Genomic DNA, 17,862 nt, shown 5'->3' on the forward strand with positions numbered 1-17,862 from the left:
GCAGCTGTACCTGTGTTCTTGATGGTAAAGGTTTTGCTGAGAGTATTACCAGTAATGACATCGCCAAAGTTAATCGCAGTAGTGCTGCCATCTGCAATATCAACTGTGCCGTTAAGAACTTGAATTTCAGGGGTAGCAATGGTATTGTAGGGGGCTTCGTATGCACCAATATCAATCACTGCCGTGCCATTACCATCGCCATCTTGAGGAGTTTTATTAGTTATACTATTGAAAATATTGGAACCAGCATCGATTGCGGGACTACCAGGTTGGAGACTAAAGTTACCATTGGCTGGATTAACAAATAATGGGTCTTTGTTTAAAATATTCCCTGAACCTGTAACGTTCAAAACTCCGTTGTAAGCAAGGTTATTGTTGAATGTTAGATTAGTAGACTTATTGCTGACAAGGAGAGACTCTCCCTTGCTTCCATACAGAATATTGTTATAAACTCGAACATTTTTAGCATAGTTAAGGAAAATTTCTCCGTCTGAAAGTACTTTTGAATTTTGGTAAATTGTATTATTCACAATGTCTACAGGGTTTTCTCCTTTTAAAATCTGAATACCTGCCCCGCCATTGTTGTAAGTTAAGTTGTTGCTGATTAAAGCTTTACCAGTGTAAGCAACATCTCCAACATAAGAAGTGTCAAGCATTATTCCATGACCTTCAGTTATTTTTCCTACTACCTTCCAAGGAACTAATGATTGATTATCAAAAACAGTATTACCTTTAATAATTACTTTGTAATCTGTCGTGTTGTTATCGGAATTCCAAAGGTTAAGCATGGAAATACCTTGTGTACCATAAGGTGAGTACCAAGCATTTCCAGAAACGACATTGTTTTCTATTGTAATGTAGTCTGCTTGTGTTGTTCCAATTCCTGACCCTGGAAACTTGGAAATATTGTTATTACTAATTGTGATATGACTTGAATGTTGATTTGGATTGTCACTGCTGACCGTAACATAAATACCATTTCCAGATGTTGCTGGATTATTTAAATTGTCTTTTTGGTTAAGTGCATCTTCTAATGTAAGATTGTCCCGATTTCCTACCAATGTTAAGCCTTCAATTGCTATGTAGGTTGAGCCTGTAATTGATATAGCCTGCCAATTTTTTGCGTTTGCTTCTAAAACAGGTGTGTGCCCAGGTAGTGCCTTAAATGTGATCGGTGCATTAGCTGTACCCTGCTTATTTGCAATACTCAGGATATTGGCGTAAGGAGAGGTGTAAGTACCATTCATCACGTAGACTGTATCACCTGCCTTCACCAAGTCAGCAGCTTTTTGGAGGCTGAGAAATGCATCTCCCTGGCTCAAACCATTAGATTTATCATTGCCTGTTCCAGAAACGTAATATGTAGCCATCTGTTTACTCCGAATGGGTGTAGGGGGGGAATTGGTAGTACAATTTCAGCAACTTTATTCAGTTGCTAAGTAGTTATTTGAATGAGTAATCTATCTAGATTTTTCAGGACAGTCACAGTTGTTCGATCGCAACTGGAAATCGCGTCGGTTATAGAAACGCTGTTGTAAAACTGAAAATTTTTCTTCTGTTAACCGTTAATGATTAAATCGGGGATGTAGATACCGTTGAGCGTTAGTGTTTTATTAAGAGGAATCGGACGATTAGCACGTGAATGCGTAGCACAAAGACCGAGAAGTTTACTATCTTCTTTGAGCTTGTTATTAGACATTCTGTAACTGCTAGAGTTGGAGTGGAATTGAATTGTATTTTCATCTGTAGCAGCCGTGATCGCTGCTCTTTATGAGCTAGCTTTACTTATCTGCTATATTCAATACAACGATCATAAATTGGCATAATAATTCCTCTAAACTTTATCCGTTGTCTGAGGTCAGGAGGTTGCTAAATGGGTATGGTAAAATGTACCCCTGGCTGATAACTGGGGACTTAAAGTTATAGTGGTCAAAGTTAAATTGGTTGAAACTTTAGTGAGTTGAACCCTTAACTTAAGGGGACTAATGTAACAACTGAGCCGAACCTGTTCTAAGCGGTGTAACTCAATCCTTGTGAACTTGTTTAAAATTAACCTTTACAAATAGTACTTGATATCAGTGAATGCCCTGAACATAGTAAGTTTTTTTACAACAAATCCAAAAAAACTATGGAGATGGAATGGTGAAGTCCTGTTAATTTGCAGTGATATGGGAATGAAAAGTGCTTTGTGCGAGGATATGATGAAGTTTGTCTAAATATTCGGCAGGCTACGCTTACAACAAACAACGATTATCTAGTAAATAGGGTAAATTTTGGTTGTTGCGATCGCAGATGAGGGAAGAGGGTTTTCTGAATCGCCAAATATTAACTAAACTTGTTTATTATTTATAGCGACGATGCCTTTTCTACTGCCTTCGCTGCCCGAATATAGTCCCGATCGCAGTTTCTACTGTTGATAAGTCAAATGACTTGGGTACGATTGATTCATAGTTCTCGTAACGCTGTCATAACTTAAGTATTTTTCTTCTGAGAAGATACCGTTAATGTGGACTCGTTTACTTTTCGGATAACCCAAAATCCAACATCTCCAAATCGCCCATGATTGAAATTGACGGTTCCTACGGAGAGGGAGGCGGACAAGTTCTTCGCACTTCCTTAAGTCTAGCCGCCATTACTGGTGAACCCATACGGATTGCAGGCATTCGCGCTGGACGCAAAAAGCCAGGATTAGCAGCACAACACTTAACAGCCGTTCGGGCTGCGGGTAGAATTTGTAATGCCCAACTACGGGGTGATGCTTTGGGTTCAATGTTGCTGGAATTCATTCCAGGTAGTGCTGTGCAAGCTGGAATTTACACCTTTGATGTGAGTAAAGCACAAGAAGGTGGTTCTGCGGGTGCGATCGCTCTAGTTTTACAGACAATTCTTTTACCTTTAGCACTAGCAACGGGTAATTCTCAGGTAACACTAAAGGGTGGAACTCATGTAAACTTTAGCCCAACCGTAACCTACATTGAGCAAGTTTATCTGCCAATACTGCAACGTATGGGAGTAGAAGCCCAAGTTAAGTTAGGCGCTTGGGGGTGGTTTCCTCAAGGTGGGGGAGAAATAGAGTTGCAGGTGATTGGTGGTACTCAACTCGGTGGGATCAACTTGCTGGAAAGGGGAGAGTTACAACAAGTGCGAGGAATAGCAGCAGTAACGGAACTACCTTCTCATATTCCGCAACGGATGGCGAATCGTGCGGAGAATTTGTTACGGGAAGCGCATTTGAAAGTTCGTGTACAGACTTTGCGAGAAAAAGGTGTGGCACCTGGAGCAGGTATTTTTTTAACTGCTGAGTATCAGAACAGCTTAACTGGCTTTGGTGGATTTGGGCGTTTGCGATTGTCGGCGGAGACAGTTGCAGAAATTGCTTGTCACCAACTGCTTGAATTTCATCATACTGGCGCAGCAGTGGATGAACATTTAGCAGATCAGTTATTATTGCCAGCGACTTTAGCGTCACAAGAAAGTCAGTATCGGGTGGCTGAAGTAAGTAGACATTTGACTACGAATGCAGCCGTAATTGAACAGTTTGGGCTAGCGCAAATTACAGTAAATGAAGCTGAAAAGATAGTATCTGTAAGGGGTTTAACTAGTTAAAGCAAGTGAGATTATTTTAGTAGTACTTGATAATAAAGTACTTTAGACTACTAACTAAAAATCAAAATAAATACTGTTATACTTTATATTTTCAATTAAAAGCAGCAACTGTTAACAGATAAGTTTAATAAATATTAAAAACTACGTTTGAAAAATCGTAAATATAATCAAATTTGCAATAAAAAATAAAGTTAATTTTTACATTACTTAACTTACTTTCCTTTATTCTCACCTAGTTACTTTATCTAGAAAGTTGCATTTGTTGTAATCATAAGCAACTGACCAATTTACAAGGTGACTGCAAGTTTCGTTGAGACTAAGTTCAGTCGTTCCTAATACTTGTTATTTACCTAACATAACCAGACAGCATTGAAGTAGCTGTTAAAAAACATGGTAATAAATTTATTAGTGACACCTACGAAATTGGAATAAAACCGTGATTGATGAGCAAGAAATAGAAAAGCTGTGGCAAGCCTTCAAGGTATTAGATGTAGACGGCAACGGAGCAATCTCAACCGACGAACTGGGGGAGGTAATGCGATCGCTAGGGCAAAATCCCACGGAAACGGGGCTGCGTGACTTAATCAAAGAGATTGACGTGGATTTGTCAGGCACTATTGACTTTGACGAGTTTAAAACGCTGATGATCGCTAAGGTAGGCGATCGCGAAAGCCGCCTCAAGTTAGCCTTCAGCGCCTTTGATGAAGACAATAGCGGCCAAATTACTGCCGTCGAGTTGCGGACGGTAATGAGTCAATTTGGGCTAACAGACGCTGAATTGAAGGAGATGCTACAGGAAGTAGATCATGATGGCGATGGCTCAATTGACTTTGAGGAATTTTGTCAGCTAGTACCGGAAGAGTCAGAGACTAAAACAGGCTATAAAGACTCACCAATTTCTCTGGAAAGTTCGCTCAAGACAGTTGCCACTAACAATACACCAGTTGCCGATACCACACAGCCGACTCTACAAGAAGCAACCAGCAACACGACTCCAGAGTTGGCACAGCTAAGAGAACAGTTGGTGCAACACCCAAACTCACCAAATCAGAAAAAAAGCGGCACCTCCCGCTTACAAATGCAGATTGGTTTGTTTCGGTTAATTCAAGGAGCCGCCTACCGTAGCTTCCGTGAAAGTTTCTCTGCTAACCATGAGACTCACTTACGCGTCAAAAACCTGCCGTACAGAATTACTGACTTTGTGGAATTTGTCAAGCAGGCGATCGCGCTTTACAAAGGATTAGGTGTGGTGGAAGAGGCTTGCTACCCCGTACTAGATGCAGTAGTAGAATCGATTGCAGATGAATATGCCCGATTACAGGAGCGCATCAAAGACTGGAAAACAGTGGCAAAGACTCCCGAAATGTTGGCAGAAGAGAAAAAGATTTTAGAGGCGCGGAGTAAATTTGCCAACGTCAAAGAAAAGTTTGCTGCCGGAGTCGAGTTTGCAATTACCATCAAAAAGAAAAGTCTCAGCTTGGGTGACATCGTAGAAGGTGTGCTGGCCATTAACGAGCTTAATCGGCTGAGAGGGATAGAGATGAATGAAGAAATGGCACCACCACCACCTAAATCTGAGGGAAATCCCAGAGACTATTTATTGAAGTGGAACCGTGTCATCCTCTCGCAGGCAACCGAGGAAGTGGATGGTGCAATGATGCCAGTAGCATATTGGTATGAAGATTTCATGCCCAAGTTATTAGCAGCGTTTAGTGTCTCGACGGCAGCAGATATTCAAAGCAATACCATACCTGACGAAGCAGCTTTGGATGAGTGGTATGACTTGACAAAAAAATCAGGAGAATTTAACCGCTACGGAGCAGATGTTGCCGAAAACTTTCTCAATTGCACAGCAAAAGAGAAACTGATCCTCAAACAAGCATGGCGATTAACACATCACTACCTGAATGGAGTGCAGAAACGGCGCGAACGCCTAGAATTTGGGCGGGAGTCAGGCGCACTCTCGCAATATGTATCATTCATTGATGTCTATCTAAATCGGACTGAGGTGAAGGATTCCCAAATGCGTGTCAGCTTCCCGTATTACATCGGCCCAGCAGTGTGGCGCTTCTTCCACACCACGGCTGAAATCGTGTGTACCAAAACTGACGTACAGCAAAAAACCCTGATAGCAATCTTCAAGGACTTCTTCCAGCTGTTTGCTACGATGTATCCCTGTCCCTATTGCCGCCACCACCTAAATATGTACGTTGTGCAGAATAAGGAGGTGGATATGTATCCCGTGGAATACCTTGTCTTGGGACGCGATCCTAACCTTAGAGACTTTGAGGTATCACTGGAGGCAAAATTATCAACCGTAGTCAATGGTTCCTCCCTGCGTTTATTCTTCTGGAAGTTACATAACACTGTTTCTTCATCCATTGCGCGATCGGAAGAGTGGTATCACAAGGATGAGAAGGCGTTTTACACTACCCGCTTTTGGCCCAGCCTTGACTCAGAGCTAGCAAGAGCCAATGCCCTCAGATATACCAGCATCGAAACTGCTCGTATTTACAACATTTATGGAATGCTCAAGCCATTGGCACGGCTGACAGGAGTAAAAACGGAATTGCCAAAGCTGTTACAAAAAGGTGATGAAAATAGCCTGAAGGAAGCATGTATAGTTGCACAGAACCACATCGCGGATTTGGAGGAAGCTGTCATCCGTGGAGAGTTTCTGCAAGAGACATACTACTTTGAGCCTGCTCTCGTAGATAAGGCTCCACTCTTCACCCCTGAAGAGGAAGAGTTTGCCCGAACTGGTATGTTCACAGAAATTGCTTAAACATTAATACAGTAATACATTAGGACTTACGCAAAACTACAGATGGTAGGGGCAATTCATCTAGACGCAAAGCGTTGGGTGGGTTCGACATCAAGTAACTGGCGCAGCACTTATTGCCCCTAAAAGAAAATTCGGGTTTCGGCTATTGTTTGCGTAAGTCCTAATCCAATTCAATTAAAAAATTTGCATAACCGATAATTTTGCGTAGAAACGTTGTGTTGCAACATTTCTACAGCTCCCTAAATTTACATCTCTCCCAGAATGATGATTGAGAGGGTACAGAAACCTGGTAGATTTAGCTATCAGCGAGTAAAAACTGGTGAAGATGAAAGTCCTGGTTATTGGTGGTGATGGATATTGCGGTTGGGCAACTGCTCTTTACCTTTCCAATCGAGGTTATGAAGTTGGAATTTTAGATAGTTTGGTGCGGCGGCACTGGGATAATGAACTAGGTGTCGAAACTCTCACTCCGATCGCACTAATTCAACAACGTCTCCAGCGCTGGCAAGATTTGACAGGTAAATCTATCGACTTGTTCATCGGCGATATTACAAATTACGAATTTCTTAGCAAAACCTTACATCAATTTCAGCCAAATGCCCTAGTGCATTTTGGTGAACAGCGTTCGGCACCATTTTCCATGATTGACCGAGAACACGCAGTTCTCACCCAGGTCAATAATGTAGTTGGGACGTTGAACTTGTTGTACGCCATGCGGGAAGATTTCCCGGACTGTCATTTGGTGAAGCTGGGAACGATGGGTGAATATGGTACACCCAACATCGACATTGAAGAAGGGTATATCACCATTGAACACAATGGACGCAAGGATACCCTACCTTATCCCAAGCAGCCTGGTTCGATGTACCATTTAAGCAAAGTTCATGATAGTCATAATATCCACTTTGCTTGCCGGATTTGGGGATTGCGAGCAACTGATTTAAATCAGGGCGTAGTTTATGGTGTCTTAACCGAAGAAACGGGGATGGACGAACTATTGATTAATCGGCTGGATTACGATGGTGTGTTTGGTACAGCACTAAACCGCTTTTGTATTCAAGCAGCTATTGGACATCCCTTAACTGTCTACGGTAAAGGTGGACAAACTCGTGGGTTTTTGGATATTCGGGATACAGTACGATGTGTGGAATTAGCGATCGCTAACCCTGCACAACCTGGTGAATTCCGCGTATTTAACCAATTTACCGAACAATTCAGCGTCGGTGATTTGGCATTGATGGTAAAAAATGCTGGTAACGCTATGGGATTGAAGGTAGAAATCAATCACTTAGATAATCCCAGAGTTGAGAAAGAAGAACATTACTTCAACGCTAAAAACACTAAATTGCTTGATTTAGGTTTACAGCCTCACTTACTCTCTGATTCTCTACTCGATTCTCTGTTAAACTTTGCTATTAAGTATCAGAAACGAGTCGATCACAAGCAAATTATGCCCAAAGTCTCTTGGCACAGAAATTAGGTAAACCCCAGTAAATCGCGGGTCTAAAATTGGTCGTCATGTCTTAGCACAATATGACGACCAATCAATTATTATTTATCAGGCGCATCATCCAGCTATTAAGCTGTTCTATATTTAAATTGCATAAACTGGGCACTTATGTTGTCCACCCCACAAGAGTTATGTTTAATTCGATTATGCGAATTAGATGTTTTATAGCTTACTAAATTTTCTGTCTAGCACAGTTATTATGACTATGCAAAATTGATTGCATCACACGAGACAGTTTATTCTGTGTTTAATCGAAAATGCACTCTGAAGCTGAGATTATCTGCCTGTACTGAATAGTTTTTTATGAGAATTGCCCTATTTACTGAAACCTTTTTACCCAAGGTTGACGGCATTGTAACACGCCTGCGCCATACTGTTGACCATCTACAGCGTAGTGGTAATCAAGTGCTGGTGATTGCCCCTGATGGAGGCATCACTGAACACAAAGGCGCTAAGGTTTACGGCATTACTGGCTTTCCTCTGCCATTGTATCCAGAATTGAAAATGGCACTTCCCCGCCCAGCCATTGGTTATGCTTTAGAAGAGTTTAAGCCAGAGGTGATTCATGTCGTGAATCCAGCCGTTTTGGGTTTAGCTGGCATATTCTACAGCAAAATCCTCAAAATACCCTTAATAGCCTCTTACCATACCCATTTGCCCCAATATCTTCAACATTACGGCTTGGGGATGCTGGAAGGTTTTCTTTGGGAACTGCTCAAAGGCGCTCATAATCAAGCAGCTTTGAATCTGTGTACCTCCACAGCAATGGTGGAGGAACTGACAGGACATGGGATTGAACGTGTAGATTTATGGCAGCGTGGGGTGGATACGGAATTATTTCACCCCGATTTAGCTAATCTAGAGATGCGATCGCGCCTATCCCAAAATCATCCAGAAAGCCCATTGCTACTTTACGTTGGGCGGCTTTCTGCTGAAAAAGAAATTGAGCGTATCAAACCAATTTTAGAAGCAATTCCCGAAGCGCGATTAGCATTGGTTGGAGATGGCCCACACCGCCAAGCACTGGAAAAACACTTTGCTGGCACAAATACTTATTTTGTCGGATATCTTATGGGACAAGAATTAGGTTCTGCCTTTGCGAGTGCTGATGCCTTCATATTTCCTTCGCGTACAGAAACACTAGGCTTAGTACTACTAGAAGCGATGGCTGCTGGCTGTCCCGTGGTAGCAGCCCGTTCCGGGGGAATTCCTGATATTGTGACAGACGGGGTAAATGGATATCTTTTTGAGCCAACAGAAGATGTTAAAGGAGCAATCGCTGCTACTGTTCGCCTCTTAGAACAAAAAGAACAACGAGACATCATCCGTCAAAATGCTCGCCAGGAAGCAGAAAGTTGGGGTTGGGCAGCTGCAACCAATCAGCTACAAGATTACTACCAAAAGATAATATTTGCTGAAAAGTTGACAAAATAAGAGGTAGCGAGTTGGGAGATAAGGGAACAGGGGAGGCAGGGGGAGAAAGAATAACTAATGCCCAATGCCTAAAATCTAAAATCTAAAATTCTCACAACCGAAACAGACTCATAATACAAGCCCATTTATTTATGGGGATTATTAATTTTGAATTTTGAATTTTTAATTCGGAGCGAAGCGACGTGACACTCCCCAACCCTGGCAGCGTCTTGGCTACATTAACTGAACTAACTCAAGTTAATCGGACTCACGCCTTATTGCGTCGCGTAAAAGATTTATCTGTTAATGAATTTGTTTGCCTACTCGACTTCATAACTGCTGAGTTCCAGCAATTTCTTAGAGCTATTGAACTAATCAATAATGAAGCTCTAGAAACTATGTTAGAGAAGGTACTAGAAGCTATCACACTTAAAATAGGTCAAGTCCTGCAAGCAGAACACACAGCCATTTTTTTAGTTGACCATGACAAAGGTCAACTATGGTCAAAAGTTCCTCAAGATAATACCCAAAAATTCTTAGAAATTCGTACTCCTATGACTGTGGGTATTCCCGGTCATGTTGCCAGTACAGGTCAATATTTAAATATATCCGAAACTTATACTCATCCTTTATTTAGCCCAGAACTTGAAAAACAAATGGGCTACAAAATTCATAATATTTTATGTATGCCTGTTATCAGCAGCAAAAACCAGATTGTTGCGGTAGTTCAACTGGCTAATAAAACCGGGAATGTTCCGTTTAATCATGATGATGAAGAACGTTTTCGAGACTTTGCCGCTTCTATTGGGATTATTCTGGAAAGCTGCCAATCTTTTTATGTCGCGGCTCGGAATCAACGAGGCGCAACGGCTTTGTTAAGGGCAACTCAGACATTGGGGCAAAGTCTCGATTTAGAAGCAACTTTGCAAATAGTCATGGAACAAGCTCGAATTTTAATGCAAGCAGACCGCAGCACGCTGTTTTTATATCGTAAAGAGATGAGCGAACTCTGGACAAAAGTTGCGGCGGCGGCAGATGGCACAAACTTGCTAGAAATTCGTATTCCAGCTAACCGAGGCATTGCTGGCTATGTGGCTTCTACTGGTCAAGCCTTAAACATTTCCGATGCCTACAAAGACCCCCGATTTGACCCAAGTACAGATAGAAAAACTGGTTATGTGACTCGCAATATTCTATGTTTACCAGTATTTAATTCTGCAAATGAATTAATTGGCGTAACCCAATTAATTAATAAGCAACAAAACAGCTTTACTGCTTCTGATGAAGAGTTTATGCGGGCATTTAATATTCAGGCAGGAATTGCTTTAGAAAATGCTCGTCTATTTGAAAATGTATTGTTAGAAAAACAGTATCAAAAAGACATTTTGCAAAGTCTTTCAGATGCGGTGATTTCTACAGATATGGCAGGTCGGATTGTCACGATTAATGATGCAGCTTTGGAATTATTGGGTTGTCCTGTAAAAAACACTAATACCAAAAGTAACAAGCTTTTGTGGGAACAAAATTTGATTGGTCGCTTAGTTTGGGAAGTTGTGCCGATTGAAAATCTCCAAATGCGACTCGAAGATAGCTTAAAAACTGGAGCTAAACATTATGTACCAGAGCAAACTTTGATGGTGGGAATTTCTCAAGTTAAGAATGCTGTTAACGGTAACGGGACGTTTAGCACTCAGTACTCAATTTTAGCAATGTGCGATCGCACTAACCCCAATGTATTCATTCCCTGGAATCTCCCCCTCACACCCGAATCTGAGTTTTTTAGCCCTGATGAGGTGCAAACATTAGAACGCAGTACAAATCTCACCGTCAATCCCCTAACTAACCCAGAAGGCGGCGTTCGGGGTGGTTTGGTGGTGTTGGAAGACATCAGCCAGGAAAAACGAATGAAAACTACCATGTCTCGCTACCTAACGCCTCATGTAGCCGAACAAGTCATGGCTCTGGGAGAAGATGCTTTAATGGTGGGTGAGCGCAAGGATGTAACCATCTTGTTTTCTGATATCCGAGGCTATACAACACTTACAGAAAATATCGGTGCAGCTGAAGTATTATCTTTGCTCAATCAGTATTTTGAAACGATGGTAGAGGCGGTTTTTAACCACGAAGGCACGCTCGATAAATTTATTGGTGATGCGTTAATGGCGGTATTTGGTGCGCCGCTACCTCTGACAGAAAATCATGCTTGGAGGGCTGTGCAGTCAGCGTTAGATATGCGACAACGCTTAGAGGAATTTAACCAACGGCGAATTATCCAGGCACAGCCACAAATTCATATTGGCATTGGCATTAGTTCTGGAGAAGTGGTTTCTGGTAATATTGGTTCTCGCAAACGGATGGATTATACCGTAATTGGAGACAGTGTAAACTTGAGTTCGCGCTTGGAAGCGGTAACTAAAGAATATGGTTGTGATATTATTTTAAGCGAATTTACTTATCAGATGTGCAGCGATCGCATTTGGGTGCGCCAGTTAGATAAAATCCGAGTCAAAGGGAAACACCAAGCAGTTAATATCTACGAGTTAATTGGCGATCGCAACACCCCTCTAGATGCCAACACTCAAGAGTTTTTGTCTCACTATCATACTGGACGCGCTGCTTATTTATCGCGCGACTTCTCACAAGCGATCGCTTGTTTTAAAGCCGCCAAATACATCCAACCCAGAGACCAAGGTGTTGATATCCACCTAGAACGTGCGCGTAATTATTTACAAAATCCGCCCCCAGAGTCGTGGGATGGTATTTGGACAATGCTTACTAAGTAGTCATGGGGCATTGGGCACTTGTACTGAGCGAAGCCGAAGTATTGGGCATGGGTTATTAATTCTTCTCCTCCTGCCTCCCCTGCTTCCCCTGCTTCCCCTGCCCCTTGCTCCCTGCCCCTGCTCCCTGCCTCCTCAACCTTGAGCCTCCCCCTGGTCATCCTGAAACGGATCTTCGCCAATTCGCAGTTCTTTCTTTGAGTGTTTCAACTGTTTCCATAGATCCCTTATTTGTTTGTAAGCTTCACCTGGAGGCAGCTTTCCACCTGTTTCTAAGTTGCAAATGTAGCTTACGCGTTGGGCAAATTCCTGTAGATTCGCATTAAAAACTAGGTTTTCTGGCTTTACTTGACCGTAGTAGCGACCACGAGGGTAGAGAAAATCATCCTTATTCACTATTTTGTTCTCCATTTATTAATTCACCTTCTATTTGAATGTCTGAAGCGAAATCACTAGCTACCTTAATCTTTATTTTCGTCAGACTGGGAAAAAGCAAACCATCCAACTCTTTTTCCAATTGGTTATGCAGGAATTACTTGATTCAGATTATGAGACTAGAGGATAAAGCTTGAAATGCTTTTGTTTGTTGTAAATGTTACAGAAAAATGTCTGTTAAAGTAACTGCTGCTAAAATAACAAGAAAGAATATTTGATTTTCCTCCCGGTCTTCAATTGATCTCATCTTAATTTATGAAGTTCAAATTGTAATTAACTTCAGTCCAAACCCTGAATTAAAAACTATTAAAACATATAAGTATATCTCACTAAAGTAGTTTTGCAAGAATGGTTACGTTCTGAACGGTAATACTACTGACAAGACGATACTAGAACCAGAGTCACCTGTCCTCTGTTAAAAGTTAGAGATTCAATTGTTAATATTTAGCAACTGGCTAATGAGGGCACAATACTTTTCGGGTTTTGGGGGAAAGGGGAAAGGGAAAGGGTTTAAATTTACCTTTATCCCAAACCCAGTAAGCTTTCCCCAGACCAAAAGAGAGATTGTTGGGTTTATCCGAAAAGTATTGAATGAGGGCATTGAGTATTGAAAAGATACAGAGGGGCGGAGTGCTGCTCTTGCTGAGGGCAAAATTCTCCCTTGTTTACCTCATACTTTTCTGCTAAATTCTCCGCATCCTTACATCCTCTTCAAAAATCACCGATGGCTAATAGTTAATAACTAAAGATAAAATGGTTAAGCCCGAAAGGACAAAAATCGTCCATCGCCTAGAACTTTAACTGCCACCATGTCTGTGAATTCCAAGTTATACGAAGGCAAAGCAAAAATTCTCTATACAACGGACGATCCGGAAGTCTTGTTGGCTGATTTTAAGGACGATGCCACGGCGTTTAACGCCCAAAAACGTGGCAGTATCCAAGGAAAAGGAAAAATAAATTGTAGCATTTCCAGCCTGCTTTTTAAACAGTTAGAGGCTTATGGTATAAAGACTCACTTTATCGACAGCCCTACCCCGAATCAGATGCTGGTGAAGGCAGTAAAAATTTTACCCTTAGAAGTAGTGATCAGAAATATTGCAGCTGGCAGTCTGTGTCAACAAACAGGCTTGCCAGTGGGTACAATTCTGAAACAGCCTTTGGTTGAGTTTTATTACAAAAACGATCACTTAGGAGATCCTTTGCTCACACGCGATCGCCTTTACCTACTAGAACTAGCTACTGCGGAACAAGTAGATGCAATTACACATCTAGCATTGCAAATCAATGAATTTCTCAATAAATTTTGGCAGCAATGCGGCATCACCCTAGTAGACTTCAAGCTAGAGTTTGGTTTGGACTCACAACAGCAGTTGCTCTTGGCAGACGAAATTAGCCCCGACACCTGCCGTTTGTGGGATACCACAGAAGAGGACTCAAATCGCCGGGTAATGGACAAAGACCGCTTTCGCCGAGACTTAGGAAATGTAGAGGATGCTTACCAGGAGGTTTTACAAAGATTGCTAAAAGCAGTAGAAACTACAACTTAAACAGGTAAAAACCAAAAGGTCAGAAGGAATTATATTTAACTTTTGCCTTTTGCCTTTTGCCTTTTGCCTTGTAAAGTAAAAAAGCAAAAGAAAAAAATTATATTTTGAATTTTACCTTTGGCATGAGGGCATTATTGCCTTGTGATCGTGTGTGTGTGGTCGTGAAGAGGAATCATAAGTAAAATGCGTTTATCTCCCGTATTGCTGGCAGCAATAGCAATTACAGTCCCTTTGGGCGGCTCATTGAGTGCAAAAGCAGAAACTGCCAAAACTTCAAAACAGACAACAGAAGTTTTGACACTAGAAACAAATCAACAGCCAGAAAAGGACACTAGTCAGCTTGACTCTAGTAAAAATCTCAAATCTCGATCTAATCTCACAGGGATTATAGAGGCACAGAAATCTCGGATTGTCGCAGTTTACCCTGCTAATCCGACACCAGGGGTAATAGTGCCAACCTCCACAACGCCAAAAACTGCACAACAAACCCCTCAAATCAATCCCAGCCCAACTCAACAGCCCTCTCCAGCCCCGGACATCCCACCGCCAGAAATTCAACAACCAACGCCTTTCCAAACTCCTGAGACGACTCCAGTCCCAGAGAACGTCAATCCACCGACAACAGAACCTTTATTACCTACAACTCCAGAACCATCTACCGCTCCAGACGTTCCATTTCCAGATGGTCAACAACGAACACCTGCTCCAAGACCAGGTACTACACCCAGTCCGCAGAATGTTAACCCGCCGACAACTCCAGAAAGTACTCAACCCAACACAGCCCCGGAAGCCAATGACCCCCGCGTACTGGTGTCGGAAGTACTTATTAGATCCCAGTCTGGGCAACTATCACCAGAACTGGAAGAACAAGTTTACAGGGTAATTCGTACCCAACCAGGACGAACAACAACTCGCAGCCAACTGCAAGAAGATATTAACGCCATCTTTGGTACTGGCTTCTTCTCCAACGTCCAAGCATCACCAGAAGATACCCCCTTGGGAGTGCGTGTGAGCTTTGTTGTACAGCCTAACCCCGTCCTGAGCAAAGTAGAAGTGCAAGCCAATCCTGGCACTGGTGTTCCCTCTGTACTCCCACCTACTACTGTGGATGAAGTATTTAAGGAGCAGTATGGCAAAATCCTCAACTTGCGTGACTTGCAAGAAGGCATCAAGCAGTTAAACAAGCGGTATCAAGACCAAGGTTATGTGCTAGCCAACGTCATTGGAGCGCCCCAAGTCTCTGAAAACGGAGTTGTTACCCTACAAGTAGCAGAAGGTGTAGTAGAGAATATTAGAGTCCGGTTCCGCAATAAAGATGGTCAAGAGACAGACGAGAAGGGACAACCAATTCGCGGACGGACACAAGATTACATCATTACCCGAGAATTGGAGTTGAAGCCAGGGCAAACATTCAACCGCAACACGGTGCAAAAAGACCTACAGCGCGTGTATGGACTAGGGCTATTTGAAGATGTGAATGTCTCCCTAGACCCTGGAACTGACCCCAGCAAGGTGGATGTAGTCGTGAATGTAGCGGAGCGCAGTAGTGGTTCTATTGCGGCTGGGGCAGGGATTAGTTCTGCTAGCGGACTTTTTGGAACAGTTAGCTATCAACAGCAAAACCTGAACGGTAGAAACCAAAAACTGGGCGCAGAAGTCCAGGTGGGAGAACGAGAACTGCTATTTGACGTGCGGTATACAGACCCTTGGATTGCGGGAGATCCTTACCGGACTTCCTACACAACCAATCTTTTTCGCCGCAGTTCCATTTCCTTGATTTTTGATGGCAAAGATGAAGATATTAGGACTTTTGACCCAAATAATGCCAGTAATACAGATTCTCAGGATCGCCCCCGCATTCTCCGTCTAGGTGGCGGTGTCACCTTTACCCGTCCTCTTTCCAGCAATCCTTACAAAACTTCCGTTTGGACTGCCTCAGCAGGTTTACAGTATCAACGAGTTTCTGCCCGTGATGCCGATGGCAATCTCAGAAAAACAGGAGCGGTATTCAATGATGATGGAGTTCCGCTCGACGAGAATGGAAACCCCACCGCCAATAATCAACCACTAGAAATTCCACTTACCTTGTCTTCGGAAGGTGAAGACGATTTACTACTGCTGCAACTGGGGGCACAGCGCGATCTCCGTAATAACCCATTGCAACCAACTAGCGGTTCTTATCTTCGCTTCGGGGTTGATCAGTCGGTTCCCATCGGACTAGGAAACATTCTTCTCACCAGATTGCGGGGTAGCTACAGCCAATATTTACCCATTAAGCTGATTAACCTTACCAAGGGGGCACAAACCTTAGCATTTAACCTGCAAGCAGGAACCATCCTTGGTGACTTGCCCCCCTACGAAGCCTTTACTCTTGGAGGTAGCAACTCCGTCCGGGGTTACGAAGAAGGAGCATTAGGTAGTGGACGCTCTTACGTGCAAGCATCTGTTGAATATCGGTTCCCAGTTTTTTCAGTAGTCAGTGGCGCACTATTTTTTGATCTCGGCAGTGATCTGGGAACTAGCACCAGGGCGGCTGAAGTATTGAACAAAAATGGTAGTGGCTACGGTTATGGTCTTGGCGTTCGCGTCCAGTCTCCACTGGGGCCAATTCGTATTGACTACGGTATCAACGATGACGGAGATAGTCGGATTAATTTCGGTATTGGCGAAAGGTTCTAGTTTGTCATTAGTCAGTTGTCATTAGTCATTAGTGGATCACAAAGGACAAATGACAATTAGCTTGCTAATTTTGACATTTACCTCAATACTGTTCCGATAAAGGGATTAATGACTTTTTTAGGGGAATATCAGGGACTTTACCAAAACAGACGATGAACAATACTAAACAAAATATATTGACTTTTCGGCTATGCAACAGCACACTCTAGCAGCCGAAATCACCCAATTAGGGGTGGGATTGCATAGCGGTGTGAATACCCAGGTGCGGATACTACCAGCTGAAACGGGGAGTGGACGCTACTTTGTGCGGGTGGATTTACCGGATTTGCCGATTATTCCAGCCCAAGTTGCGGCAGTTAGCCACACTGTTCTCTCAACTCAGTTGGGTAAGGGTGAGGTATATGTTCGCACGGTAGAACATTTGTTGGCAGCACTTTCGGGTATGGGTGTGGATAATGCCCGGATTGAAATTGATGGGTCAGAAGTCCCGCTTTTGGATGGTTCAGCAAGTGTGTGGGTAGCCAACATTGCCCAAGTTGGCCTAGTATCACAACCCGTTAACAACCAAGTTCCTTTGACTGTTACAGAACCAATATGGGTCTATCAAGGGGATGCCTTTGTATGTGCCCTCCCAGCACCAGAAACTCGTTTTAGTTACGGTATTGATTTTGACCTGCCCGCCATTGGTAATCAATGGTATAGTTGGTCGCTAACTACTGAACTAGAAAAAGCTTCTGCTAGCTTTGCTGGCGAAATTGCTCCTGCCCGTACTTTTGGGTTACTGCATCAAATTGAACACTTGCAAAAAACTGGGTTAATTAAAGGTGGTAGCTTAGATAATGCACTTGTTTGCGGGCCAGAAGGGTGGCTAAATCCCCCATTGAGATTTGCAAATGAACCAGTCCGTCATAAAATCTTGGATTTAGTCGGAGATTTGAGTTTACTAGGAACTTTTCCTAAGGCTCATTTCTTAGCGTATAAAGCCAGCCATAATTTACACATTCAACTGGCTCAGAAAATTTTAGATTTTGGACTTCGACTTCGCTCAGTCGAACGATTGTAGATTTTGAATTTGCTCTAAAGCTTAAAATCCCGGATTATTAAGGT

At 42.7% G+C, this 17,862-nt stretch carries 11 protein-coding genes; 8 read left to right on the forward strand and 3 right to left on the reverse strand.

Features of this window, described 5'->3' with window-relative positions; genetic code table 11:
• Together IQ274_RS15935 and IQ274_RS15940 are read right to left on the reverse strand one after the other, a co-directional pair.
• Nucleotides 1-1,370: right-handed parallel beta-helix repeat-containing protein (locus tag IQ274_RS15935; protein ID WP_194142823.1), on the reverse strand; the 1,370-nt coding region annotated here is incomplete at its 3' end.
• A 188-nt stretch (nt 1,371-1,558) separates the two neighbouring features.
• On the reverse strand, nt 1,559-1,699 hold the full coding sequence (locus tag IQ274_RS15940) for a hypothetical protein (RefSeq protein ID WP_194142824.1): 141 nt from the start codon (nt 1,697-1,699) through the stop codon (nt 1,559-1,561).
• Between the two features lie 860 nt (nt 1,700-2,559).
• On the opposite strand from IQ274_RS15940, the gene rtcA reads away from it, so the two are divergent.
• The 5 genes from rtcA (at nt 2,560) to IQ274_RS15965 (ending at nt 12,097) form a co-directional block, all read left to right on the forward strand.
• On the forward strand, nt 2,560-3,606 hold the full coding sequence (gene rtcA / locus IQ274_RS15945; RefSeq protein WP_194142825.1) for an RNA 3'-terminal phosphate cyclase: 1,047 nt from the start codon (nt 2,560-2,562) through the stop codon (nt 3,604-3,606).
• Nucleotides 3,607-4,042: 436 nt separating this feature from the next.
• Nucleotides 4,043-6,391 (forward strand): EF-hand domain-containing protein, encoded by a 2,349-nt coding sequence (locus tag IQ274_RS15950; RefSeq protein WP_194142826.1) that lies wholly within the window; start codon nt 4,043-4,045, stop codon nt 6,389-6,391.
• Between the two features lie 325 nt (nt 6,392-6,716).
• Nucleotides 6,717-7,871 carry an NAD-dependent epimerase/dehydratase family protein gene (locus IQ274_RS15955; RefSeq protein ID WP_012409445.1) on the forward strand — a complete coding sequence of 385 codons (1,155 nt, stop codon included), beginning with the start codon at nt 6,717-6,719 and terminating at the stop codon, nt 7,869-7,871.
• Nucleotides 7,872-8,204: 333 nt separating this feature from the next.
• The gene (locus IQ274_RS15960) at nt 8,205-9,335 is read left to right on the forward strand and encodes a glycosyltransferase family 4 protein (RefSeq protein WP_163936856.1); all 1,131 of its coding nucleotides are present in this window, start codon (nt 8,205-8,207) and stop codon (nt 9,333-9,335) included.
• Between the two features lie 182 nt (nt 9,336-9,517).
• On the forward strand, nt 9,518-12,097 hold the full coding sequence (locus IQ274_RS15965) for a GAF domain-containing protein (protein WP_194142827.1): 2,580 nt from the start codon (nt 9,518-9,520) through the stop codon (nt 12,095-12,097).
• Nucleotides 12,098-12,229: 132 nt separating this feature from the next.
• Here IQ274_RS15965 and IQ274_RS15970 read toward each other — a convergent pair whose 3' ends face one another.
• Nucleotides 12,230-12,505 carry a hypothetical protein gene (locus tag IQ274_RS15970; protein ID WP_194142828.1) on the reverse strand — a complete coding sequence of 92 codons (276 nt, stop codon included), beginning with the start codon at nt 12,503-12,505 and terminating at the stop codon, nt 12,230-12,232.
• An 833-nt stretch (nt 12,506-13,338) separates the two neighbouring features.
• Here IQ274_RS15970 and purC point away from each other — a divergent pair.
• The 3 genes from purC (at nt 13,339) to lpxC (ending at nt 17,818) form a co-directional block, all read left to right on the forward strand.
• Nucleotides 13,339-14,076 carry a phosphoribosylaminoimidazolesuccinocarboxamide synthase gene (gene purC, locus IQ274_RS15975; RefSeq protein ID WP_194142829.1) on the forward strand — a complete coding sequence of 246 codons (738 nt, stop codon included), beginning with the start codon at nt 13,339-13,341 and terminating at the stop codon, nt 14,074-14,076.
• A gap of 183 nt (nt 14,077-14,259) precedes the next feature.
• Complete coding sequence (locus tag IQ274_RS15980) at nt 14,260-16,755, forward strand: BamA/TamA family outer membrane protein (RefSeq protein ID WP_163938358.1); 2,496 nt, start codon at nt 14,260-14,262, stop codon at nt 16,753-16,755.
• Nucleotides 16,756-16,945: 190 nt separating this feature from the next.
• Nucleotides 16,946-17,818: a UDP-3-O-acyl-N-acetylglucosamine deacetylase gene (gene lpxC, locus IQ274_RS15985; protein WP_163938355.1), complete on the forward strand. Its 873-nt coding sequence runs from the start codon at nt 16,946-16,948 to the stop codon at nt 17,816-17,818.
• The last annotated feature ends 44 nt before the right edge of the window (nt 17,819-17,862 follow it).

Source organism: Nostoc sp. LEGE 12447 (assembly GCF_015206985.1).
GTDB lineage: Bacteria > Cyanobacteriota > Cyanobacteriia > Cyanobacteriales > Nostocaceae > Nostoc.

Excerpts from the sequence above, each read along its gene's own strand:
- rtcA (WP_194142825.1), top strand. The coding sequence starts at position 2,560 with ATGATTGAAATTGACGGTTCCTACGGAGAGGGAGGCGGACAAGTTCTT.
- IQ274_RS15940 (WP_194142824.1), bottom strand. The coding sequence starts at position 1,699 with ATGTCTAATAACAAGCTCAAAGAAGATAGTAAACTTCTCGGTCTTTGT.
- IQ274_RS15980 (WP_163938358.1), top strand. The coding sequence starts at position 14,260 with ATGCGTTTATCTCCCGTATTGCTGGCAGCAATAGCAATTACAGTCCCT.
- IQ274_RS15955 (WP_012409445.1), top strand. The coding sequence starts at position 6,717 with ATGAAAGTCCTGGTTATTGGTGGTGATGGATATTGCGGTTGGGCAACT.
- IQ274_RS15960 (WP_163936856.1), top strand. The coding sequence starts at position 8,205 with ATGAGAATTGCCCTATTTACTGAAACCTTTTTACCCAAGGTTGACGGC.
- lpxC (WP_163938355.1), top strand. The coding sequence starts at position 16,946 with ATGCAACAGCACACTCTAGCAGCCGAAATCACCCAATTAGGGGTGGGA.
- IQ274_RS15970 (WP_194142828.1), bottom strand. The coding sequence starts at position 12,505 with ATGGAGAACAAAATAGTGAATAAGGATGATTTTCTCTACCCTCGTGGT.
- purC (WP_194142829.1), top strand. The coding sequence starts at position 13,339 with ATGTCTGTGAATTCCAAGTTATACGAAGGCAAAGCAAAAATTCTCTAT.